This is a genomic window from Streptomyces mutabilis (genome assembly GCF_046628145.1).
GTDB lineage: Bacteria > Actinomycetota > Actinomycetes > Streptomycetales > Streptomycetaceae > Streptomyces > Streptomyces mutabilis.
In genome coordinates, this window is record NZ_CP176874.1 from 7,864,137 (window position 1) to 7,887,342 (window position 23,206).

The 23,206-nt window shown below is 67.5% G+C and carries 21 protein-coding genes and 2 pseudogenes; 12 read left to right on the plus strand and 11 right to left on the minus strand.

The window, feature by feature from the left end; all coding sequences use genetic code 11:
* Positions 1-5: 5 nt before the first annotated feature.
* The 6 genes and pseudogenes from ACLIN4_RS35415 to ACLIN4_RS35440 form a co-directional block, all read right to left on the minus strand.
* Positions 6-524 (minus strand): ATP-binding protein, encoded by a 519-nt coding sequence (locus ACLIN4_RS35415; protein ID WP_411576634.1) that lies wholly within the window; start codon positions 522-524, stop codon positions 6-8.
* A gap of 753 nt (positions 525-1,277) precedes the next feature.
* Positions 1,278-1,951: pseudogene (locus ACLIN4_RS35420) on the minus strand (ZIP family metal transporter).
* Between the two features lie 354 nt (positions 1,952-2,305).
* Positions 2,306-2,620 carry an alpha/beta hydrolase fold domain-containing protein gene (locus ACLIN4_RS35425; protein WP_411576635.1) on the minus strand — a complete coding sequence of 105 codons (315 nt, stop codon included), beginning with the start codon at positions 2,618-2,620 and terminating at the stop codon, positions 2,306-2,308.
* On the minus strand, positions 2,529-2,756 hold the full coding sequence (locus ACLIN4_RS35430) for a hypothetical protein (protein ID WP_411576807.1): 228 nt from the start codon (positions 2,754-2,756) through the stop codon (positions 2,529-2,531). The genes ACLIN4_RS35425 and ACLIN4_RS35430 overlap by 92 nt, the downstream gene beginning before the upstream one ends.
* Before the next feature lie 56 nt (positions 2,757-2,812).
* A complete protein-coding gene (locus ACLIN4_RS35435) occupies positions 2,813-3,196 on the minus strand; it encodes a hypothetical protein (RefSeq protein WP_386771644.1) in 384 nt (127 codons plus the stop codon).
* Between the two features lie 41 nt (positions 3,197-3,237).
* The gene (locus tag ACLIN4_RS35440) at positions 3,238-3,558 is read right to left on the minus strand and encodes a hypothetical protein (RefSeq protein ID WP_411576636.1); all 321 of its coding nucleotides are present in this window, start codon (positions 3,556-3,558) and stop codon (positions 3,238-3,240) included.
* A 538-nt stretch (positions 3,559-4,096) separates the two neighbouring features.
* Between ACLIN4_RS35440 and ACLIN4_RS35445 the strand changes: the two genes are divergently transcribed.
* The 4 genes from ACLIN4_RS35445 (at position 4,097) to ACLIN4_RS35460 (ending at position 9,995) form a co-directional block, all read left to right on the plus strand.
* Positions 4,097-7,375, plus strand: a complete 3,279-nt coding sequence (locus tag ACLIN4_RS35445) for an RHS repeat-associated core domain-containing protein (protein ID WP_411576808.1) — start codon at positions 4,097-4,099, stop codon at positions 7,373-7,375.
* Between the two features lie 972 nt (positions 7,376-8,347).
* Positions 8,348-8,839, plus strand: a complete 492-nt coding sequence (locus ACLIN4_RS35450) for an RHS repeat-associated core domain-containing protein (RefSeq protein WP_411576809.1) — start codon at positions 8,348-8,350, stop codon at positions 8,837-8,839.
* Between the two features lie 2 nt (positions 8,840-8,841).
* Positions 8,842-9,048, plus strand: coding sequence for a hypothetical protein (locus tag ACLIN4_RS35455; protein WP_270882850.1), 207 nt, complete (start codon positions 8,842-8,844; stop codon positions 9,046-9,048).
* 153 nt (positions 9,049-9,201) lie between these two features.
* A protein-coding gene (locus ACLIN4_RS35460; RefSeq protein ID WP_411576810.1) for an IS5 family transposase occupies positions 9,202-9,995 on the plus strand; the annotation gives its coding sequence in 2 pieces (ribosomal slippage) (positions 9,202-9,534 and positions 9,537-9,995; 792 coding nt in all).
* A 6-nt stretch (positions 9,996-10,001) separates the two neighbouring features.
* On the opposite strand, the gene ACLIN4_RS35465 is transcribed toward ACLIN4_RS35460, so the two are convergent.
* A complete protein-coding gene (locus ACLIN4_RS35465; RefSeq protein WP_386733130.1) occupies positions 10,002-10,730 on the minus strand; it encodes a DUF2625 domain-containing protein in 729 nt (242 codons plus the stop codon).
* 504 nt (positions 10,731-11,234) lie between these two features.
* Here ACLIN4_RS35465 and ACLIN4_RS35470 point away from each other — a divergent pair.
* Positions 11,235-12,188 carry a 5'-nucleotidase gene (locus ACLIN4_RS35470; protein ID WP_411576637.1) on the plus strand — a complete coding sequence of 318 codons (954 nt, stop codon included), beginning with the start codon at positions 11,235-11,237 and terminating at the stop codon, positions 12,186-12,188.
* A 360-nt stretch (positions 12,189-12,548) separates the two neighbouring features.
* Here the strand turns inward: ACLIN4_RS35470 and ACLIN4_RS35475 are convergent, their stop codons facing one another.
* Positions 12,549-12,812 carry a hypothetical protein gene (locus tag ACLIN4_RS35475; protein ID WP_411576638.1) on the minus strand — a complete coding sequence of 88 codons (264 nt, stop codon included), beginning with the start codon at positions 12,810-12,812 and terminating at the stop codon, positions 12,549-12,551.
* A 247-nt stretch (positions 12,813-13,059) separates the two neighbouring features.
* On the opposite strand from ACLIN4_RS35475, the pseudogene ACLIN4_RS35480 reads away from it, so the two are divergent.
* Positions 13,060-13,663, plus strand: a pseudogene (locus tag ACLIN4_RS35480) (3'-5' exonuclease); the annotation flags it as partial.
* Positions 13,664-14,444: 781 nt separating this feature from the next.
* On the opposite strand, the gene ACLIN4_RS35485 reads toward ACLIN4_RS35480, so the two are convergent.
* On the minus strand, positions 14,445-14,747 hold the full coding sequence (locus ACLIN4_RS35485) for a hypothetical protein (protein ID WP_411576639.1): 303 nt from the start codon (positions 14,745-14,747) through the stop codon (positions 14,445-14,447).
* 268 nt (positions 14,748-15,015) lie between these two features.
* Between ACLIN4_RS35485 and ACLIN4_RS35490 the strand changes: the two genes are divergently transcribed.
* From ACLIN4_RS35490 to ACLIN4_RS35515, 6 genes are all read left to right on the plus strand, one after another.
* A complete protein-coding gene (locus ACLIN4_RS35490; protein ID WP_411576640.1) occupies positions 15,016-15,615 on the plus strand; it encodes a TetR/AcrR family transcriptional regulator in 600 nt (199 codons plus the stop codon).
* A gap of 77 nt (positions 15,616-15,692) precedes the next feature.
* Entirely contained in the window at positions 15,693-16,916 is a 1,224-nt protein-coding gene (locus ACLIN4_RS35495; protein ID WP_411576811.1) for an acyl-CoA dehydrogenase family protein, read from the plus strand.
* Entirely contained in the window at positions 16,913-17,728 is an 816-nt protein-coding gene (locus ACLIN4_RS35500) for an SDR family NAD(P)-dependent oxidoreductase (protein ID WP_411576641.1), read from the plus strand. Before ACLIN4_RS35495 ends, ACLIN4_RS35500 begins: the two co-directional genes overlap by 4 nt.
* 14 nt (positions 17,729-17,742) lie before the next feature.
* The gene (locus ACLIN4_RS35505) at positions 17,743-18,477 is read left to right on the plus strand and encodes an SDR family oxidoreductase (RefSeq protein ID WP_411576642.1); all 735 of its coding nucleotides are present in this window, start codon (positions 17,743-17,745) and stop codon (positions 18,475-18,477) included.
* Between the two features lie 4 nt (positions 18,478-18,481).
* A complete protein-coding gene (locus ACLIN4_RS35510; protein ID WP_411576643.1) occupies positions 18,482-19,552 on the plus strand; it encodes a phosphotransferase family protein in 1,071 nt (356 codons plus the stop codon).
* A 23-nt stretch (positions 19,553-19,575) separates the two neighbouring features.
* Entirely contained in the window at positions 19,576-20,223 is a 648-nt protein-coding gene (locus ACLIN4_RS35515; protein ID WP_411576644.1) for a histidine phosphatase family protein, read from the plus strand.
* Positions 20,224-20,254: 31 nt separating this feature from the next.
* On the opposite strand, the gene ACLIN4_RS35520 is transcribed toward ACLIN4_RS35515, so the two are convergent.
* Together ACLIN4_RS35520 and ACLIN4_RS35525 are read right to left on the minus strand one after the other, a co-directional pair.
* Complete coding sequence (locus ACLIN4_RS35520) at positions 20,255-20,863, minus strand: TetR/AcrR family transcriptional regulator (RefSeq protein ID WP_411576645.1); 609 nt, start codon at positions 20,861-20,863, stop codon at positions 20,255-20,257.
* Positions 20,864-21,606: 743 nt separating this feature from the next.
* A complete protein-coding gene (locus tag ACLIN4_RS35525; RefSeq protein ID WP_411576646.1) occupies positions 21,607-23,202 on the minus strand; it encodes a succinic semialdehyde dehydrogenase in 1,596 nt (531 codons plus the stop codon).
* Between the last annotated feature and the right edge of the window lie 4 nt (positions 23,203-23,206).

Below are 23,206 nucleotides of genomic sequence, written 5' to 3' on the forward strand. Positions count from 1 at the left end.
TGCACCTATTCCGGGGCGCCGTCGCGTGCCCCGTCCACGTCCACGTAGTACCGGTCGGGGCGGGGTGGGGTGCGGCGCTGGTGGAGGGCCAGCTCGGCTGTGATCTGTTTGCCCTCGTCGGTGCGCTGGACGGTGAGGCGGCTGCTGAGGGCCTCGACGATCCTCAGTCCATGTCCTCCTGCGCGGCGGGGGTCGGCCGGCTGCGGCAGGGGCATGGCGGGGGAAGTGTCCCGGACGGTGATTCGCACGGTGCGGCCGCGGTCGGCCGTGTCGAGCTCCAGGCGGCCGGGGCCGGGGGCGTGCCGTGTGGCGTTGGTGACCAGTTCGCTGACCACGAGCCGGATGTCGTCGGCGATACGGGATGCAATCAGCACCTGATGCGTGTGCTGCAGGGCGGACAGCAGTGCGTCGGCTTCGGCTCGTGCCCGGGCGGCCGTGGGCGGGGAGCCGCTCCAGGCCAGGTGCCGACGCAGAGTGTCGTCCGGTCCCTGCTCTTCCGCCTGCTTCATAAGCGGTTGAGACATGAAGATCGTCACTCTCAGTTGTGGGTTTTGTACTTTTAGTTCCTTCTGGAGGGACTGGGCAGCGTCTACCCGCTCCGCATCGTGTTATGGACGGCGCCGGCCGGGCACAGGGGCGGCAGGCGGTGGCCGGTATCCCCCGGGGGCCGGTGCCCGCCAGGTGCCCATGGTTTGGAACATGCGCCGCGGGCACCGGCCGTCTCTCGGCACCGGTCCTCGGCCGGCGCCGAGAAACGGAACGGACACTCCGTCTCGGACGCATTCCGCCTCGCCAGCCCGGGACAGGGCGCCTCTGACAGATTTCTATGCGCAGCGAGGTGAGCGACGGTGTGGTGAGGGCGTTCACTGGGTGACGGGCGCGTTGCCGGTGGGGCTTCTTCTCAGCGCGTCCGGCGGTGCTTCCGGGCCGCGACACGGTGTGGTGGCTGGTGTGGAGGGGAAGTCGATTGTTGGAGTGATTGACAGTGGCGTGACCACTCGTGCTGACGGCCGTTGTCCTGGATGGCACGGACGGGATTTGGTGCGGTCGCCGCCGTCGACCCTCACCTGGCTGGAGGCTGAAGCCGACGACTGCATACCAGGGCCCGCCCTGTCACGCAGGTGGCTCTTGGCCTCCCCCGTTGGGTCAGGAGCCACCGGCGTGGCCATGGCTGCGGAGGGTTAGGCGGCGTCCAGGGCCTCGGAAAACTACTCAGGCGCTCGCACTCAATGCGCGGCGTCGCGCGACGGAGCCGAACAGGCGGGGCGTGGTCTGGTTCAGGTGTGGGAGAGGGCGAAGGAGATCAGGAAGCCGCTGACGGTGACCACGCCGATGGCCAGGTGGGCGTCCTTGAAGGCCTCCGGGATGTGTCGGCGATCATCGCGAGGATGGCACCAGCGGCCACCGCGGTCACGGCGGCGATCACCGCGGGGGAGAAGCCGCCGACCACGGTGTAGCCGAGGACCGCGGAGAGCGTGCTCGCCCCGGCGATGGCTCCCCACACTCCGAAGACGTAGGTCTTGCCACGGCCCGCCTTCTTCATCCCCGCCGAACTGGACAGCCCCTCGGGGACATTGCTGATGAACACCGCTGCCACGGTCACCAGACTCACCGCTCCGCCCTCGACTCACGCCGATGACCGCCGACTCCGGAACACCGTCCAGCAACGCGCCGAAGGCCAGCGCAAGACCCGAACCGCTCTGCTGCTCCTCGGAAGGCTGCGCCTGATGGTCGTAGTGGCCGGAGCGCTTGCGGTGGCGGGCGCCGCGGCGGGCCAGCCACATGATGCCGACGGTGTAGGCCGCGGCGCCCGCCAGTGTGCCGACTGCAGCCGGGGCCAGCCCGGCCTGCTCGTATGCCTCCCCGACCAGCTCGAAGCTGAAACCGCCGACAGCAGCACCCCGGCCCCGAAGGCCATCACCGTGGCGGTCACCTTCTGTGGCACCCGCACCCCGAACCCGCGGGTTTAGCGTTGGCCGTCGTCGTGTGGCTGTGGAGGTCTGAACGGGAGTCGTTTCGCGGTGTCTCGGGGAGTCACTGAGCCCGTCCCGGCATGATCAATCGCGATGTCTTTCGATGTCGCTCGCTGGTCGCTTCTTCGCCTGTCCGGCAGGAAATCACCATTGTATACGGCCAGTTACTCGCCGTAATCTGACTCGGGCCCCGGCCCCGCACCGCTTGCGCACTGCCGATGGCGCAAGAGGCGAGGACCGTACGGGCTGTGGGTGCCTGCACTTCCTTGCAGCGGACGCGCGGGCGCCGACAGCAGCGAACCACGGGGGCGGCGTCCGCCCCCGTGGTGAGGTCAGGTCACGGTGACGGTTTTGATGATCTCTCTGGCGTGGGCAAGGGCTGCCCGCGATTCGGGGAGGTGTGGCAGGCCGACGAAGACGTGGAAGGCGTCGGGGTAGAGGTTGATCTCGGCGTTGGTGCTGGCGGCCTTGGCCTTGGCGACCATCTTCTTGGCGTCGGGGTACAGAATGTCGCGTTCGCCGTGGAAGACGGAGATCAGAGGCAGGTCACGCAGGTCACGGAGGCTGTCGTTGATCGGGCTGAGCCAGGGGTGTTCCAGGAGGCGGTCCCCCGGCCCAGCTGCGCATGGCCCATAGCGCCCCTTCACGACCGACCATGGGGTCTCGCGGCTCGATGCCTGGGATGTCGGGATTGGTCAGGGTCGCGTCTGGACAGGGTGAGAACAGCAGGATCGCGGCGGGAAGAGGACGGTGTTCGTCCCGGGCGCGGATGGTGAGAGCCATTGCGAGCGAGCCGCCGGCCGAATTGCCCGCGGTGATCACCGGCAACCCGGATTCGGTCAGGCTGTCGTAGAGCTTGTGGAGCTTGGGTAGGTCTCGTCACCGGTGTGCTCGGGTGCGAGCGCGTACAGAGGGACGGTCACGCGCAGCGGGTTGGTCAGCCCCAGACGTCCGATGATGTGCCAGTGCGGCGTGATCAGCGGGTGCACGTACGCGCCGCCGTGCGTATAGAGCAGTTCCCCCACAGGGGGAACACCCTTCGGGGTGAGCGTGATGACCGGCATGCCGTCGACGCTGCTTTGGCGGACGTCGTACGCCCTGAGGAGTGTGCGCGGCACCTCGGCGTTGGGGCGGTCACGGTCGACCTCCGCAGCGATCGCATCGGCCGAGGCGAGAGGCCCCCAGCGGTCCATGGAACAGCACGCGTCACAGGTCGCCGCCATGCTCGGTTACTGCACCTGCCGGTCCCGCTGGTGTCGTGGGGTCAGGCGGCTTGCTCCCACTTGCCGGGGATGTCGTTGTCTTCCTCAGGCGCTTGTTGGTGCGCGGCCTTTTCGTGGGTGCGGAGGGTGGCCCAGAGAGGGGCGGAGAGGCAGGTGAGGTACCAGGGCAGGGGCCACATCATGTGCCACCAGGCTGCTGCGGGTGTGATGAGGAGTTCGAGGGCGGCGGTGGTCATGCCGGCGGTGAGGCTCCAGCACAGCAGGCGGCCGGCCTGTTGCACGAAGCGCGTGAGCCGCTGGGCGGGAACGCGGTGGCGGCGACTGGAACGGGAGCAGGGCGTGTGTCTGCCCGGTGTGCTCATCGCAGAGATGTCCTTCACGACAGGGGTGGTTGCCGCGGGCTGGGGGACCACGCATGCAGGACGGGCCAAGTGTGCATTCGGTGAAACCGCGCGCACAGCGGCACCTGCCGTGCGCCCCGTCCTCTGAGACAACTTCTCCGATCACCTGTTCGCCGTCATGGCCAGCGAGAACACCCTGCTCAGCCTGCGCGACAGGCCACCGGAAAGGTCTGAACCTGGCCGAAAGGCGGCGGTCGGGAACCGTGACGGACCGGAAGACGCCCTGGACCGAACAATTCCGGTCAAGCTGCCTCCGGTGAACGGTAACGGAACCGACAACTCCGCCCGCTGCCCGTAGAGTTAAAGGGCTAACGTCCTGGTTTGCCGGGGTGAAGCGGTGGGGCTGGTTCCGGCCCGCATGCATGCGTGCATCGGGGGGACGCCGCGCCGGTTTGTGTGCGTCTTGTGACAGCTTGTGTGCCGCTGGCGACCGCTGGGGTTGCCGGGTCTGACTTCCTGTGGGGGGAAGCTGATGCACTCGCGTGCTGCGCGCACGCCCATGTGGCGTGCCCGGAGAACACACAGAACCGCTCTCGTCTCGGCGATCACCGCGGCTGCCGTGGTGATCGCGGCGGCTCCCGGTCTGGCGGCGACACCGAAACCGGAGCTGCCGGAGCCGGAGAGTCCGTGGACGAAACCGACCAAGGTACAGGCGCCGGTAACGCCAGCCGGCACGATCAAGGCGCCCACCTCGGAGGCCGAAGCCAAGCCGTCGGCCGAGGTCGCGGCCTGGCGGACGGCGCAGAAGGCCCGCGCCACCGGCGAAGAGCCCGCCAAGACGTCCGCATCCCGCTCGGCTGCCGTGGACGCCGCTGCAGCCGACTACCTGCCCGAGGGACAGGGAGACGTGCCCTGGCACCAGATCCTCGACACCCGCCTGAACGACGCCCTGGTCGCGCGGGTGAACGTCTCCAACGGCAACCTGATGCTCGCCGCGACCGACTTCGACATCGCCGGCGTCGGCCAGAAACTTCAGCTGACCCGCACCTACAACTCCCTTGAGGCGCCGTGGGGGAAGATGTCGCAGCGCTGGTGGCAGGCCTACGAACGCTACCTGCAGATCAACGACGGCGAGGTGGACGTCTTCGACGCCACCGGTAGCCTGCTGCGCTTCACCGCGAACGCGGACGGCACGTACACGACGCCGACGGGCTACTCGAAGGATCTGAAGAAGAACGCGGACGGCACCTACACCCTCACCGACCGCAAGTCCGGCACCAAGGACACCTACAACGAGCACGGCACGCTGCTGAAGGTGACGGACAAGAACGACGGCACGATCACCGTCGACCAGCACGACGAAGGCGCCGAGCACAAGGGCTTCAAGCTCACCGAGACCCGCTCCGGCCGCTGGATCGACCTGGTCAAGACGGACGCGAGCCAGTGGCAGGCCAAGGACCACACCGGCCGCACCTCCGTCCTCGACCTCGACAGCACGGGCAACCTCGCCAAGGTCACCGACACCGCCGGCAAAGCCACCGCCTACGAGTACGACTCCTCACGCCGCCTGACGAAGGTGACCACCCCCGAAGGCACCGTCACCCTCTTCACCTACGACAGCCACAACCGCGTCACCTCCATGCAACGCGCCACCGGCACCTCGGGCAGCGGCCACACCGGGCCGACCTGGCGCTACGACTACACCGCGGCCACCCCCTCGGACGCGGGTACGACGACGGTCACCGACCCCGACGGTGACGAAACGATCTACACGCACAACGCTGACGGCGAGGTCACCAAGGTCACCGACCCCCTCGGCCACTCCCGCCACGCCACCTACAAGAACCACCTCACCCAGACGGCGATCGACGCGATGGGTACCGGCACGGACGGGACCGGCGGCAACACCACCACCTACGGCTGGGACGACCGCAACAACCCCGTCTCCCAGAAGCTGCCGATGGGCGCGACAGCGTCGGTGAGCGCCTACCAGACGATCGCGGGCACCGACTTGCCCAGCGACATGACCGGCGCCAACGGCCGCAAGGACACCTTCAAGTACGACACCAACGGCAACACCCTGTCGGTCACCACATCCGGCACCGCCGGCGCGACCCGCGAGTACACCTACAACAAGGACACCCCGACCTGCGGCGGGTTCGAGGGCCAGCGCTGCACCGCGAAGGACGGCAACGGCAAGGTCACCTCCTTCACCTACGACAGCAAGGGCAACCTGATCAAGGTGAAGCCGCCGGCGCCGCTCGGGGAGACGACCTACACCTACGACGCGCTGGGCCGGGTCGAGACGGTCAAGGACGGCCGCGGCATCACCACCGTCTACGCCTACGACTCCCGCGACCGCGTCCACGAGGTCTCCTCCACCAACTTCACCGTCACCTACTCCTACGACGGCGACGGCAACGTCACGTCCCGCACCGACGCCTCCGGCACCACCAAGTGGGACTACGACAAGCTCAACCGCGAGAGCGTCCGCACCCTGCAGAACGGCGCCCAGACCGCACTCGCCTACACCCCCGGCGGCGACGTCGACTTCTACACCGATCCGACCGGGACAACGGACTACACCTGGGACAAGGCCGGCCGCCTCGACTACCTGACGGCGCCGGACGGCAAGAAGACCGACTTCGACTACAACAACAACGACAAGCGCACCAAGACCGTCTACCCCGGCGGCACCACCCAGACCGTCACCATCGACAAGAACGGCCGCCCGCAGGCGATCAAGACCACCTCGGGCACGCAGACCTTCGTCGACCTGACCTACAGCTACGCCAACGCGGGCAAGGACACCACCAAGATCCGGACCCGCACCGACAACCTCACCAAGCTCAAGACCACCTACACCTACGACTCCCAGGACCGCCTCTCCTACGCGCTCGAGGCCGACGCGGCGGGGGCGCGGAAGGCGTCGTGGCTGTACTGCTTCGACAAGGCCGGCAATCTCACCAGCCGAGACGGGAACAAGAGCACCTGTCCCGGCGGCACCACCTACACCTACAACGACGCCTCCGAGCTGACCGGCAAGAACGGCTCCACCACCGGCTGGTCCTACGACAAACTCGGCAACGAAACCGCCGCAGCCAACAACACCCCGCGCACGGGCGAGAGCTGGACGGACTACAGCCAGCTGTCCGGCATCACCGCAGGCGGCAAGACCTACGACTTGGTCCACGCCGGCACCAGCAACTACGAACGCACCAAACTCGGCGAGACGTGGTTCCACCACACCGCCCTCGGCCTCGCCTCCACCACGACGAACGGCGTCGACACCGGATTCATCCGCGAACCGGCGGGCACGCTGAACTCCATGACGACTGGGGGGAAGTCCTACTACTACCTCACCGACGCCACCGGCAACGTCCTCGGCCTCGCCGACGACACCGGCAAGCGCACCCACACCTACGCCTACGGCCCCACCGGCCTGCCGCGGACGACGCCGACGGAGGCTGTGCCCCAGCCGTACCGCTACGCAGGTGCGTACGCCGACCCGACCGGCCTGTACAAGATGGGCCACCGCTACTACGACCCCACCCTCGGCCGCTTCACCCAGCCCGACCCCTCCGGCCAGGAGAAGAACGCCTACCTCTACGCCGCCGGCGACCCCATCAACAACAGCGACCCCACCGGCCTGTACGGCATCGACGACCTGGTGACTGATATCAGCATCATCGGTGGGTCCGCCGGAGCGGGAGCCGGTCTCGGGGGAGGCGCGTGCTTCTTCGGCCCCCAGGCCTGCGGAGTCGGCGTCGGCATCGGCGGCTTCATCGGCGGTGCCTTCGGAGTCGGGGTGGTAGTCGGGCGGCACATCGCAGACTAAAGCCATTGGGTGGAGGCGACGCACGATCGCCTCCACCCCACTGAGTTGCAACCTATGTCGTAAGAGCGAGAGGAGTATGTATGCGAGGCTCAGGGGACTTGCGAGAGAGTCGAACCTGGAAAGCCTGCGTTTGGACGGTACTCGCTCTGTGCGTGCTTTCTTCAGGAACCTCTCTTGCGACTGAACGTTGGGGCCTCCTCGTCCTTAGTATCGTAGGCGTGATCGCAACAGCTTCGGTGTTGGTCCAGTTCCGGCGCAGGAATTAGGCCCGAGCCCCGACTGGCTGTTCTCCTTCCGCTCACGTCGTCGGTGAGGTTCGAACACGACTTGATCCAGGTGAGCCTGCTGGTGCCGACGCATGGAAGCAGGGCCTTCTGTCGTGTCGTCGTCGGGGAAACATGCCAGGCTGGCCTAGAAGGGGCAAAGGACTCGTGCTAGTCGCCAGACTTCTATGCGCAGGATCCGCCGCGCTTTTCGTGGCTACGTCGATACTCGCAGCGAACGACTCGATGGCAGCTACATCAACGGCCGTTTCCACAGCTTTCGGGGCCACTGCGCTTGCAGTTGTGGCCCTCTTGCCCACGCGCATATTGAGCACATTGAAGGCCCGCTCAACCCGAACACGTATCGTCAGCGCCCTGGTCCTTGTACTCGCCACAGTAGCGACCGCAAATCTGGCGTTCTCACAGGATCGTGATTGGATGATTTGCCTCTCTGTCTCGATTGGCGTACTGACCTGCGCTGTCATTACGCTCAATCAGAGCAGTGGGAAAAGTTCCTCCTATGCGCCGCACGTAGACTGCTGATCTTGTGTGTTCTGCTTGCCAAAGCAAGCAGAACACACAGGTGTCCTACGCGGTGAGGTGGACGAGCCGCTTATAGCAGCAGAGGGCGGCAGCCAGCCGCAAGGCCCTCGGCCTCGTCGACGATACCGGCAAGCGTACCCACACCTACGCCTACGGCCCCACCGGACTGCCGCGCACGACGCCGACCGAGGCCGTCCCCCAGCCGTACCGCTACGCCGGCGCCTACGCCGACCCGACCGGCCTGTACAAGATGGGCCACCGCTACTACGACCCCACCCTCAGCCGCTTCACCCAGCCCGACCCCTCCGGCCAGGAAACCAACCCCTACCTCTACGCCGCCGGCGACCCGGTCAACCGAACCGACCCCACCGGCTTGTTCAGCTTCTCAGACATTCTGGACACCGGTAGTAAATTCTTCGGCGTCGTGTCGGGTTGCGTGTCGGGCATTGGTGCAGCCGCATCAACCGGAACCATCCGGTACGCCGCTGCGGTCGGAGGAGTGGTCGGTGCCGGAGGTGGCACACGGTCGGCGCCGGTGCCGTCGTGGTCGGCAGTTGTGCGGTGGGAGGCGTCGCGGGCTACTACGGAGCCGACATCATCACCTACGGATGACGTTCAATCAGACGCCAACCAGACCATCTACAGGGGAGTGACGTAAGGATGACAGCGAGCGACGCCCCGATGACGGACGCTGTACGCGCTGTGCGGATCTTTTCCATCATTCTGATGGTGGGAGGTTTGAGCGGATGTATCGCGGGAGTCGCGACCGGTGACGCCGTTCCGATCGTGCTCGGGGCGATCGCCGTGGCATGTGGAGTGCTCCTGGCAGTCTTTGCCGTACTCGCCGGCCGCAAGGGCAAGTCCTGACTCCCGATCCGTGAGGTGTGACCCTGCGTGCTGCAGGGGGACGGCGTCCTTGAGCGGGGAGTGAACACGGAGGCGCTCGGCCGCAGATCACGGCCGAGCGCCTTAGAGGACGTCTCAACTGGCTAGATCACTAGGCTGGCGGCCGTGATGGCGATGGTGGGGCGTCTGGTGGACAGGTTGTGGGAGTTGTTCCAGCGGGTGGTCCCGGCTGCGCCGGTGCGTCCGCAGGGTGGCGGCCGACGCCGCTACGGTGATCGCGAAGTGCTGGCGGCGATCCTGTTCGTGGCTACGACGGGGTGTACCTGGCGGCAACTGCCACCGGTCTTCGGCCCGTCCGGGCCGACCGCGCACCGGCGGTTCACCGAGTGGAGCCGGGCCCGGGTATGGGGCAAGCTTCACCGCCTGGTCCTGGACGAACTCGGTGCGCGTGGCGAGTTGGACTGGTCCCGGTGCGCCATCGACTCCGTGAACATGCGCGCGACGAAAGGGGGGACCTGACGGGTCCGAATCCCGTAGATCGCGGCAAGAAGGGATCAAAGATCCACTTGATCACCGAGCGGACCGGTCTGCCCCTCTCCATCGGGATCTCCGCCGCGAACACCCACGACAGCCAGGGGCTTGAGCCCCTGGTGCGCGGCATCCCGCCCATCCGCTCCCGCCGCGGACCGCGCCGACGACGGCCCGCCAAGCTCCATGGCGACAAGGGCTACGACTACCACCACCTTCGCTGGTGGCTACGCTCCAGGAACATCACCCCACGCATCGGCCGCAAGGGCATCGAGTCCTCCCAGCGCCTGGGCCGTCACCGATGGACCGTGGAACGCACGGTGGCCTGGCTTGCCGGGTGCCGCCGCCTCCACCGCCGCTACGAGCGCAAGGCCGAACACTTCCTCGCCTTCGCCGGCATCGCCGCCGCGCTCATCTGCTACCGGCGTCTGGCTGCGTGAGCCGGTTCATGCGACTCCGAGGAACCCCGGGTCGGCGCCGTCGAACTGCAGGCACGAGTCGCGGCTCAGCCCCAGGAGTTCCGCCATGGGCACCGCACGGCGACTGGTCGCCAGCAGGTCCTGGCGGGCCTCAGCCGACCACAACGGCGGGAAGAACGACAATCCCTGCCGGCCGTTCAGCACGGACACCTCGCTGCGCCAGCCGTCCCACCGCAGGCCCCCATAGAACTCCTGTAGCCCTCCGGAGAGAATCCAGGACAGCCAGGCCGAGTGCCCGGCGCCCAGCGCCTCCCAGCCAAGAGAATCGGGGGCGAAGTAGAGGATTTCGCCCGGCTCTCCGGGCCGACCGGCGGCACGGGAGTTTCCGCCGTTGAGGGCGAACACCCCGCCCAGCACATCGTGCGCAACCACGAGTCCCGCCCCTGGCCGCCAGGCCGGATCGAACGTCGAGGGCATCGCGTTGATCTCCGCCAGGCCCGGCAGCCTCTCGGCATGAGCGTCACCCGGGCTTCCGAAGATCCGCAACCAGCCGCTGTCCACCAGCAGACCGCCGCTATTCAAGACAATCCCGCCCAGATTCGACCGGGCCGAGACCTGGAGCTGCAACAGCGATGCACGGCCTGTCTCGGCATCGCCGGGCAGCACCTCGACTGGTACGTCAGTGCCGGACAGCTCCTGGAGAAGGAGCGGCCAGGCTGGATCATCGACGTTGAGCAGCTCATCGACCTCGCGCATGCCCGCATCGTCGCACCAGCACTGAAGATGCAGTCCGCCGGGGCACCTTCACTTCGATCCACCAAACGAGATGATCCCTTAGTGCTGGATCGTCTTCGACGTGTGCGCATCCGTGAACGCTGCGTCCTGGCTCGCTCTGCGACCGCGGTGAGAGACGGACGGGGAGGTCCGCAGTGCTGCCGTGAAACGGCGCTCAGGTCGCTGCCGCAGAGATCGCCTACCTGCCGCGTGTGGCTCGGTTCAGCGGCGGGAGCGTCGCTCACCCGCCCGCCCGCCCGGGCTGCGGCGGCACGGGTGCGATCCGGTGATCCGTGGCCTTGCGAGGACAGGGAAGGTGGGCGACGCACCGGGCAACCGCAGAAGCCGCCGGACACGAGCCAACAGCCAGGTGAGGGCCGAAACGGCGACCCCCACGGCTAGGGCCGCCCGCTGGAACACCGCTCACTCGCGCCGCTCGGTACCATGAATGAGACGCATGTGCGAATTGATGTTAGGGAGAGTGCGGTGGCTTGTGAACTCGAGCAGCGTTTGGTCATCGGGGTCGCCTCCAGCGCGCTGTTCGACCTGGCAGAGGCGGATACGGTCTTCCGCGAGCAGGGGGAGGAGGCCTACCGTGCCTACCAGGAGCAGCATCTGGACGAAACGCTGGGCACCGGGGTCGCCTTCCCGTTCGTCCGCCGGCTGCTGTCCCTGAACGACCTCTCACCCGACGATCCCTTGGTCGAGGTCATCGTCCTGTCACGCAACGACCCGGACACCGGCTTGCGGGTCATGCGGTCCATTCAGTCCCACAGCCTGCCGATCACCCGGGCGATCTTCATGCAAGGCCGCTCGCCGTACCACTTCATGCCGGCCCTGAACATGTCGCTGTTCCTGTCCGCGAACGAAACCGACGTCCGTGAGGCCGTCGCGCTCGGACTGCCGGCCGGTCGTGTCCTGGGGCCTGCGGCGGCCGACGAGAGCGATGACCAGGACTTGCGGATCGCCTTCGACTTTGACGGAGTCCTCGCCGACGGCGCCTCGGAGCGGGTCTATCAGGCTGACGGCATCGAGGGCTTCCGCGCTCACGAGACGATGAACGCTGCCACCCCGCACGACCCGGGACCTCTACGGGACTTCCTCGCCAATGTCAACCGGCTGCAGCAGCGGGAAGAAGAGCAGCGGGTGAAAGACCCGGACTACAAGATCCGTGTTCATGTCTCCCTCGTCACTGCCCGCAACGCACCCGCCCACGAACGCGCGGTGCGCAGCCTGAAGGACTGGGGTGTGACCGTCAACGACGCCTTCTTCCTCGGCGGCATAGACAAGAGCACGATCATGGGGGTGCTCAAGCCGCACATCTTCTTCGACGACCAAGTCAGGCACCTGTCCGGCACTTCCCGCAGCACGCCCAGCGTGCACGTGCCCTTCGGGAAGTTGAACGAGCCGGACACTTCGCCCGGCGATGTCCACGGGTAGGGCAGGAGAACAGGCAACGGCGCGTCGGCCATGCCGGTAAGGTGACCGATGAGGGAGAACTGACCATGCTCAGCCGGGTGCACTCGGCCCGCCGGAAGAGCTGCGGGTAACTCACCGCGGGCCAATTCCATGAAGCGGACGGCGCCGCGGTGGAAGCCGGGGCGTGCCGGCTGCTTCAGCACCGCAGGCTTAAGGCCCTGCCTGCCCGGAACCGGTTGTCGGCCTGGCCGCCTGGACCGCGCTCCGCGTCCTGCTCGGATCCGGTCTGAACCGGTTGCTGTTGCACTCTCTCGTGCAACTGGCCGTGCTTGCAGGCTATTTCGAAGGGCCGGTAAGGCGGCATTGCCCCCGGCGCAGGTATCAGTTGTCGGACATCTTGGCCCGCTGCTCGTCAAGGTCGAAGCTCAACTGCTCAGACTCGACCATGACATCCATCCACAAGGCCAACGGCGTCAGTTGAGCCCACTTCTCGTCGCGGGCGGGATCGTTGAGCAGTACGGTTTCGGTAAGATATTTGTCCGCCCGCGCGCGGGCGGCGCAGTCGCGGCACCCGCTGGGGCGTCGCCGTGCTTCTTCGCTGTCCTGGCGATGCCGTCGAACGTCGGGACGATGTCCGCCTTGCACCTACCACAGATGCAGGGCCACTCCGCCTTCACGGTGGTGAAGGCGGTCTTCGGCCTGCAGCCGTTCCGCAGCATCAATTGCCGCGCCTCTTCTGGATCGACCGGTCATCCCGACACCAATGTGATCACCCCGTGTGCGTGCCCTGTCACGTCGCAGCGACTGTATGCGCTGACACTGGCATCCCGTCCTGGCCGCGCTCCTTGGCCGGAGCACCGGTCAGAGAGAGGGTGTAGCAGGGCGGCATGCCACCGGGCCGATCGTCGAACAGATCTTCCTCAACCAGCGCGACCACGCCCAGCTCGTCATGGTCGGCGACTCCGCCCAGGCCATCTACCACTGGCCTAGGTCATGACGTACATGGCCGCCGGGCGCCGGGTCGCCCTGGCCGGCGGCGGCGACAACCTCCAGGCCCTGGCTCTCGCCGCCCGCGACTTGAAGGAAGGACGCCGCACGCATCACCCCGAACTGGTCCTTCTTCCCTGCTGGGGCGATCTGCAGGACTACGCCTCGCACGACTCCGCCGGCCGCGAATTCCTGCCGCTGGTCAACCTCGTTGATACACACGGCACTGACGCAATCCTCACCGCAGTCGCACAGCTCACCTCCGAGCGGCAGGCCCAGGCCACTGTCTCCACAGCGCACAAGGCGAAAGGACGCGAATGGCACCGAGTTCTCGTCGCCCGCGACAAGGATCCGCTGCCGGTGTCACCGGTGACGGCCCTGCTCCCGCAGCCCCGGTCGACGATGCCGAAGCGCGACTCGCGTACGTCGCGGTCACCCGGGCGCGTCGGCGTCTCGACCTCGGCGGTCTGTCCTGGATCAGGGATCACCCCGACGGCAGCGGGACCTGACCGCTCCGGCAGCTCATTGCCCGGGACGGCTGGGTGGCGCAAGAACGCCGACCGGAGGCTTTGTGCAGCCTCCGCCCACCGGCATACCTCGGATGAGAACAACATCGAGGCGAATCCCACCGGCTTGTCAGTACGGAGCCAGGGCGTTGCTGCCGACTGCTCGGTTCCTGGCGGGCACCTTCACACGAGGGTTCATGGCGCATCCCATTGATGAGCGGGTGCTCCCTGCCACTGCACGCACTGCGGATCGTCTAGAGCCGCATCTGCATCGCCGATCCCGGCAGCCTCCAGAAAGACGACCACGTCGTGGTCAGAATGAGCGAGCCCCAGGACCTTCTCATGGCCGCCACGGCGCAGGAGTACCCGGCGGCCGCCGCTCGCACAGGGCCGGCCCACGACGATCGCAACGCTGCTCACACCTCCAGACTGCACTCGTCTCCCCGCCCAGCGCACTCCGCGCGTGTGGGCTCCGGTCGCACCGACAGGACGAATAGTGACGTCCCTGGGCCAGTTGGATCGAGGATGTGCGGCTCAGAGGGTGCCGGTCGCCCCTGTCCCGGCCAGCCGAGACGTGCCTGGGCGAGAGCGGAAGGCGGACTGGTCTCCGGGGATGTGCTCAAGGGGACGGTTATCGGCCGGCGCGGCCGGGGCCCGGGCAGTGGCCGGGATGCATTCTCATTGTGCCGACGACGGCACCGAGGCCGCAGATTTCTGCGGGGCAGAGCATCTGGCTTCCTGGACGTTCTGATCAGGGGATGCCCGCTCCCGCACAGCGATTGTCCTACTGTTCGGCATCGACGATGCCCGTGTGGTGCCAGCCCCACTGGTCCTGCCAGGGAAGGGCGGTGGCCGCGTTCCAGTCGAGGTTCCATCCAACACGGTAACCACGAGCCCCCCAGCCGTTCGGCCGCTCGCAAGGCTTCTTGCGTCCGGTCTGCTGCGCTGTGTGAGCTGCGTGATAGGCGTCGCGAGCGATCCGTATGGCGGCACTGCGGCTGTCGGCCAGTCCAGTGAAGACGTGTATGCCGCTGGCGCCGGTGGTGCTTCGCATGGGGACTTTGACCTGGTAATACGGCAGGAACATGGCCCCGCCTCCTTTCTGGCGGCCCGGTGCCGTTTTCACCGCCTACGAGCGTGCCGGGGCTGCAGAGCTGAGGCGCGGCCTCGGGAGCGAACCGCCGGATCTCAATGTGCGCGATGCTCACATTAGAGGGCTGGGTGTGCAGTGTCAACATTGGGGGGTGCTGCGATGAGAGCTCGGCGCCAAGTCGGCGAGGCGGCGGTACCTGGCCGCCGCCGCGTGCCAGGGAAACGCTTGTCGAGCATTGCTCAACAAGCTAGGGTCGGCGCCCATGACCGCCAAGTCCGGGCCGACCCGCGTGCGACTGAGGCCCGAAGAGCGCCGGACGCAGCTGATCAACATTGGCCTGCGTCTGCTCACCACCCGCCCCATCCACGAGATGTCGGTCGACGAGGTGGCCGCTGAAGCGGGCATCTCCCGAGGCCTGCTCTTCCACTACTTCCCGACCAAACGTGACTACTACGTCGCGGTGGTACGGGCCGGCGCGGACCGCCTGCTGCTGCACGCCAAGGCGCCGGAAGAAGGGACCCCGGCGCAACGGGTACGCGGCGTCGCCGATGGATTCGTGTCCTTCGTGCAGCGTCGCAAGGACAACTACGTGGCTGTGGTGCGGGCTGCGGCCGGTGGCGACGAACGGGTGCTGGAGGTTTTCGAGGACAGCCGCCGCATCCTGGCCGACCGTGTGCTGGAGGCCGCAGGGGTCCATACCCCCACCCCGCTGCACCGGCTGGCCGTCAGAGGCTGGCTGGCCATGGCGGAGGAGATGGCCATCGGCGCCACCGATCAGGTCGTCATCACGGCAGAACTGGTCGACCTGCTCGTGGACAGCCTGGAACAGGTCATGGATCAGTTCGTCGCCAGGCAGGACTGACGCCTGCCGGACCCCGGTGCAGCCCGCCAGGCGTGCGGGGCCAGTTACTGAGCAATGCTCGACAGGATGGAAGGCGCATGGATTTCGGACACTCGCCCAAGGCGCGCCACTACATGGAGCGTGTCAGCGCGTTCATGACGTCAGAGGTTCTGCCGCGTGAGCTGGAGTACACCACCGCACTGCGGGCCCAGGAGGACCGCTGGGCGTCCATACCGTCGGTGATCGACGAGCTGAAGGCGAAGGCCAAAGCGGCCGGATTGTGGAACCTGTTCCTTCCCGACACCACCTACGGTGCCGGTCTGACCAACACCGAGTACGCGCCGCTGGCCGAACTCATGGGCCGATCCCTGATCGCGCCGGAGATCTTCAACTGCAATGCGCCCGACACCGGGAACGCAGAGGTCCTGCTTCACTACGGCAGCAGCGAACAGCGCCGACGGTGGATGGAGCCCCTGCTGGGCGGCGAGATCCGCTCGGCCTTTTGCATGACCGAACCGGACGTGGCCTCCTCCGACGCGGCCAACATGGCCGCCACCGCCCTCATCGCCGGAGACACCGTGGTCCTCAACGGCCGCAAGTGGTGGAGCACCGGCATCGGGCACCCAGACTGCCGCTTCGTCATCTTCATGGGGCTGACCGACCCGCACGCTCCACGCCACGCCCGGCACTCCATGGTGCTGGTGCCGCTCGACACCCCGGGTGTGCGCATCGAGCGGATGCTGCCGGTGTACGGCTACCTCGACGAGCCCTACGGCCACGGCGAGGTGTCCTTTCACGACGTCCGGCTTCCGCTGGACGCGGTGATCGCCGGCCCCGGCCGCGGATTCGAGATCGCCCAGGGCAGGCTCGGGCCCGGCCGCATCCACCACTGCATGCGTCTGATCGGTCTCGCCGAGAACGCCCTCGAACTGGCCTGCCGACGTGCGGTCTCCCGCTCCGCCTTCGGCAAGCCGCTCAGTAGCCTGGGCGGCAACCGTGAGCGCGTGGCGAAGGCCAGGATCGCGATCAACCAGGCTCGACTGCAGGTCCTGCATGCCGCCTGGCTGCTGGACACCGCAGGCACAGCGGCCGCACTCAGTGAACTGTCCCAGGTCAAGGCAGCCGTTCCCGTCATGGCCTGTGAAGTGATCGACATGGCGATCCAACTCCATGGCGGTGCCGGCCTGTCCGACGACTTTCCGCTCGCTGCCGCGATGGCCGCTGCCCGCGCGCTGCGCCTGGCCGACGGACCCGACGAAGTCCACCTCGGGGTTGTGGCCCGGACGGAACTCGGCCGGTACCGCGCACGGGAGGAAGGGTGAGCAAGCGCGTCCTCATCACCGGTGGAGCCTCCGGTCTGGGCCGCGCCCTGGCGGAGCGATATGCAGCCGCCGGAGACCGTGTCCTGGTTGCGGACCACGACCAGCCGAGCGAACTCCCCGCCGGCGCATCATTCGTCCGGCTCGACGTCCGAATCCACAAGGACTGGCAACGCGCCCTGAAGTGGTGCGAGAACCACTGGGGCGGCCTCGACATCCTGGTCAACAACGCCGGAGTAATGGCGGCCGGACGCATCGAACGCCTCCACGCCGACGACTGGGACTGGATCCTCGACATCAACCTCAAAGGTGTCGCCCAGGGCTGCCGTACATTCGTGCCGCTGTTCAAGCAGCAGGGCAGCGGACATATCGTCAACGTCGCCTCCTCGGCCGGAATGCTCAACGAACCCGGCATGGCCTCATACAACGCCTCCAAGGCTGCCGTCATCTCTCTGTCCGAGACGCTCCACCACGAGCTGGGGACCTTCGGCGTCCGCACCAGCGTCGTCTGCCCGGGCCCCATCCGGACCAACCTCAGAGCCGGGCTGTACAGCCCCGATCCCGTACTCGCCGAGCTCGCCGACCGCAGGGTCCGCGACAGAGGGCTGCCCGCGGAGCTGGTGGCCGACCAGATCGTCGATGCTGTTTCACAAGGACGGTTCTTGATCGTCACCCACCCCGAGAACCGGCGCGCTGTATGCCTCAAGCGGCTTCTTCCCCGTGTAGCCGACGCACGGACTGCCAGGAGATGGCGGCGCACCACCAGAAAACTCCGGGCCCAGGACGAGCTGGAGCAGGGGAGGACCGCCGCGTGACCGTGAGAAAGAAGGTGCTCATCACCGGGGCGAGCTCAGGACTCGGCGAGCAGATGGCCCGCACCTTTGCCGCCGTCGGCCGTGACCTCGCGCTCTGTGCACGCTGCACCGACCGCCTGCAGAGGCTGCGCAAAGAACTGCTTGCCGCTCACCCCGGCATCACCGTGTCCGTACGCCGTCTGGACGTCAACGACCACCAGCAGGTCTTTGCCGTCTTCCAAGCCCTGCGCGAGGACCTGGGAGGCATCGACCGCGTCATCGTCAACGCAGGCCTCGGCAAGGGAAAGCGGATCGGCACCGGCCAGTTCGACGTGAACCTGCAGACCGCACAGACCAACTTCACGGCCGCGCTCGCCCAGTGCGAGGCAGCCATGGAGATCTTCCGCAGCCAGCGATCGGGCCATCTCGTGGTCGTTTCGTCGATGAGCGCGATGCGGGGACTGCCCCGCAATCTCACCACCTACGCGGCCACCAAGGCCGGCATCTCGGCCCTCGCCGAAGGCATCCGGGCCGAGATGACCGTCACCCGCACCCCAATCAAGGTCACCACCCTCCACCCCGGCTACATCGCCACGGACCTCAGCGCGGGCGCGGCGAAATCACCGCTGATGACCACCACCGAGAAGGGAGTACGGTCCATGGTCAAAGCCATCGAGCGCGAACGGACCGAAGCGAAGGTCCCCGCCTGGCCCTGGGTCCCCGTGGGATTCCTCATGCGTCACCTGCCCCTGCGACTCGTGGCCAGGTGACCCGATGAACGCCACCCATCAGAGCCCGGTCCGCGCCGAGGACTCTTTCGACGTCGAGCGCCTGCACACCTGGCTGACGCAGCGGATCGGCGGACTTTCCGGCCCCCCGCCCGACATCACCCAGTTCACGGGCGGCGCCTCGAACCTCACCTACCTGCTGCGCTACCCGCATCTGGGCACGGAACTGATCCTGCGCCGACCGCCGACCGGACAGAAGGCCGCGTCCGCGCACGACATGGCCCGTGAATATCGCGTACAGGAGGCGCTCAAGCTCCACTTCCCCCTCGTCCCCACGGTCCGCGCACTGTGCCAGGACCCTTCCGTCATCGGCACCGACTTCTACGTCATGGACAAGGTGCCGGGCATCATCCTCCGCGGAAAGCTCCCTCAGGGCATGGACCTGCCGGCAGCCAGGGCGCGTGCACTGTCCGAAGCCTTCGTCGACACCCTCACCGACCTGCACCGGATCGACCCTGCCGCCGCAGGACTGGCCGACCTGGGCAAAGGCCGCGGCTACGTCCGTCGGCAGGTCGACGGCTGGACCCGCCGCTACGCCCAGGCCCGCACCTGGAACACGCCCAGCTTCCGCCGGGTGACAGCCTGGCTCGCCGACCACCAGCCCGATGACTCCGCCCTCTGCGTCGTCCACAACGACTGGCGCCTGGACAACCTCGTCCTCGACGAGACAGACCTGCGGGTCACCGGAGTCCTGGACTGGGAAATGGCCACCCTGGGTGATCCGCTGATGGACCTCGGCAACGCTCTCGCCTACTGGGTGCAGGCCGACGACGACCGCATCGCGCGAACCACGCGCCGCCAGCCCAGCCACTTGCCCGGCATGCTCACCCGCACTGAAATCGTCGAACGGTACTGCCACCGCACGGGCCAGTCCACCGACAACTGGCCCTTCTACGAAACCTTCGGCCTGTTCCGGCTCGCGGTGATCGTCCAGCAGATCTACTACCGCTACCACCACAAACAGACCCGCAACCCGGCCTTCCGCAACTTCTGGCTGGCCGTCAACTACCTTGACCACCGTTGCCGTGCGGTCATCCGCCGCAGCACTGCAATCTGACAGAACGGACGGAAGAGCCCACCATGCCGCTCATCTGCCTCGTCCGTCACGGCCAGGCCTCCGCCACCGCCGAAGACTACGACGTCCTGTCCGACCTCGGCCGGGATCAGTCGGCTGCCGTCGGCCACGAACTGGCCCGCCGGGGCCTGCGCGATCCGTACCTCGTCTCGGGCACTCTGACCCGCCAGAGGGACACGGCCCGCCTTATCGCAGAAGCGACCGGGTACGACCAACCGCTTCACCAGGACGCGAGCTGGAACGAGTACGACCACCTCGCCCTGATCACCCGCTACGCCCCCGTGTCCCAGCAGCCCCAACCGGTACAGGACCTGCTCGATCACGCCCTGCTGGGATGGATGAGGGACCCCGACCCGGTCGGCGGTGAAACGTGGGCGGCGTTCTCTCAGCGGGCCGCGGCCGCACTGGCCGAACTGGCTGCCAGGCTCGACCGAGGGAAGGACGCGATCGTTGTCACCTCGGGCGGCCTTCTTGCCGCTCTGTGCGGCGCCCTGCTCTCCCTGCCCCACGAGAGCGTCGTCGCACTCAACCGCGTGAGCGTCAACGCCTCCGTCACCACCCTTGCCGTGGGCGCGTCAGGAGCCACGCTGCTGACCTTCAACGAACACGCCCACTTCGCCGGCGACAGGCGTCATATGCGCACCTACCGCTGAGCCGGCTCCAGGCGGGACGGGCGTGGGTGGCCTAGACCGCCGCCTTCCCGGTCGTTGCCTGGGCCATCGCCGGAGACGCGTTGAACAGCGCGTGGACGGCGCCCTGGACCTGTGCGGCGACGACTTCGGGGGTGGAGGAGTCGAGCTTGCCGTCGAGGTGCAGGAACGCCAGGCCGTGAACCAAGGCCCACACGGTGGTGGACAGGGCGTCCGCGTCCACGCCGGGGAAGGTGGCCCGGACGATGCTGCGGACGTACTCCGAAATGGCGGCGGTCGCGGCGACCCGTTCTTCGCTGGTCGGGTCGCAAGGCTCGGCAAACATGGCCCGGAACAGGGCAGGGTGCTCGAGGGCGAACTGAACATAGGCGACGGCGACCGCGGCGAGTTCGTCAGGGGTCGAGGGCGCGGGATGGGCCTCGGCCAAGTACTGGGCCAGTTCCCGGTAGCCCTCGGCGGCCACCGCAGAGACAAGCGCGTCGCGGTCGGCGTAGTGGCGGTAGGGGGCCGTGGCCGATACCCCGGCGCGCCGGGCGACTGCGCGCAGCGACAGAGCCGCGCTGCCGTCCTCCTCGAGGAGTTCACGCGCGGCTCGCAGGCAGGCGGCACGCAGATCGCCGTGGTGATACGTGTCTTGAGGCATAGGTCACATTCCCTAATATTTACGCCGCTTACATTCTCTTTCTAATGTGAACGTCGCATACATCGTAAGTGATCGAAAAGGGAAGAGGGAACCAGGGTAGTCACGGGGCTGTTCTCGCCACTCCTGTATCGCCCCGGCCAGGCGCTGGAGTGCCGGTTCGCGAAGGCGGGGCATGGCCGAAGGCGACCGGCTGCCCTACGGGCGAGTCTGCGGACTGCACCGGCGCTGGTCCGCCGGCGGCACGGGTTGTCGGCCGCCGGAAGTGGGATGGGCAGGCCGAGACGCTGGCTGGAAGAGGGAGGCGGCGATGTGGCCCGACAGGGCTTCGCTGTGTCCTCAGTGGGCGTGAGTGCCGGGCGCAGCCTGGTGCGCCGTTGCGCCCATGCAAGCCCCCGTTCCCGGGCCCGGCCGGCGATCGCTTTGGTCTCTGAACGGCGTCAACAGCGCAGGGCGCTTCGCCGCCTGCCCTGACGGGCTGTCCAGGACGCGCGGCGTGGGCCGGCAGCTCTGCTGTTGCAGGGTGGTTCCGGCGCCTGCGTCCAGCCCAAGCGCCTCAGCGGTCCTGTTTCCCGGAAGAGCCCCGAACCCTGCCGTGTCGGCTGTTTCGCCTGTCGCCTACACGCTCGTCGGGGCGCAGTGCCGTCGGGCCTGCACTTCGCGCCAGGCCAGGCGGCGGAGAGGGTGCTCCTGCTGCCCTTGCGGAGCTGCCCGGGCCGGGGCAGCTCCTGGAATACGGTCGCGGTTCAGCGGACGCCGGCCGCTTTGAGGGCCTTGAGTGCCCCGGTCAGGATACTGGCCCAGGCGTCGGGGCTGATGCGGGCGGGGGGAGTGAAACCCTGGATGCGCTGATGGGCGATGGTCTGGGGCTCGGTGTACTTGAGGAGGCCCTCGGCGCCGTGGCGGCGGCCGAGGCCGGAGTCGCCCATACCGCCCATAGGGGCGTCGATGCTGCCCCAGGCGGCGGCGAATGCCTCGTTGACGTTGACGGTACCGGCATGGACACGCGCGGCGACGGCCCGGCCGCGGGCCCCGTTACGGGACCAGACGCTGCCGTTGAGGCCGTAGGGGGTGGCGTTGGCGAGTGCGATGGCCTCGTCGATGTCGCGGTAGGTGTAGATGGAGACGACAGGGCCGAATGTTTCGTGGTCGTACAAGGTCATGTCGGGCGTGACGTCGGTGAGGATCGTCGGTTCGTAGAAGAGGGGCCCGAGATCGGGCCTGGCCTTGCCGCCGGCGAGGACCGTGGCGCCCTTGGCGACGGCGTCGTCGACGTGTTCGGTGACGGTCTTGAGCTGCGCAGGGGTGGTGAGGCTGCCGACGTCGACGCTGTAGTCGTACGCGGCGCCGATCTTGAGGTTCTTGGTGCGGGCGGTGAACGCGGCGACGAACTCGTCGCGGACGGACTCGGCGACGTAGAGACGCTCGATGGAGACGCAGAGCTGGCCGGCAGAGGGAAAGCACGCGGCGACGGCGCCGTCGGCGGCCTTGTTGATGTCAGCATCGTCCAGAACGATCATGGGGTTCTTGCCCCCAAGCTCGAGAGAGGCGCCGATCAAGCGCCGGCCGGCGTCACTGGCGATGTTGCGTCCACTGGCGGTGGAGCCGGTGAACATCATGTAGTCGGCGTTGTCCATCAGCGCACCGCCGATAGAACTGCCCCGGCCGATCACCATCTGCCACACGTCCTTGGGCAGCCCGGCCTCGTACATGAGGTCCATGGACCACAGGGCAGTGAGCGCGGTCTGGGTGTCGGGCTTCTGGACAACCGCGTTGCCGGCCATGAGCGCGGCGATGGTGTCACTGGCGGCCATGCTCAGCGGATAGTTCCACGGAGAAATGACCGTGACGACGCCCTTGGGATGGCGCAGCTCGGTGGTGTGGGTCAGCAGCGGGATCGCACCGCGACGGCGCTTCGGGCTCAGGTACTTGGCGGCGTTGCGGGCGTAGTAGCGGGAGACGATGCCGATGTCGACGACTTCAAGGAAGGCGTCGCGGCGGGTCTTGCCGTTCTCGGCCTGCATCAGGTCCAGAACCTCGTCCTGACGGGACAGGACGAGGTCGTGGTAGCGCAGAAGAATCTTCCTGCGCTCCGCGATCGGCGTGGAGGCCCAGGTCTTCTGGGCAGTACGGGCACGGGCGAACGCGGCCTCGACGTCTTCGGGGGTGGAGACCGGAAGGTCGGCCAGGGGGACGCCGGTGTAGGGGGCACTGGTGGTGACCCGTGCGGCGTCCGGCGCGGCGGAGACCTGAGCGCTTAGCCGCTGAAGGAAGGACGGAGTGACGGACGCAGGAAGACTCGGACCGCGAGTGGTCGTCGGGCCGGCGGGGGCGGTGGTCATGGCA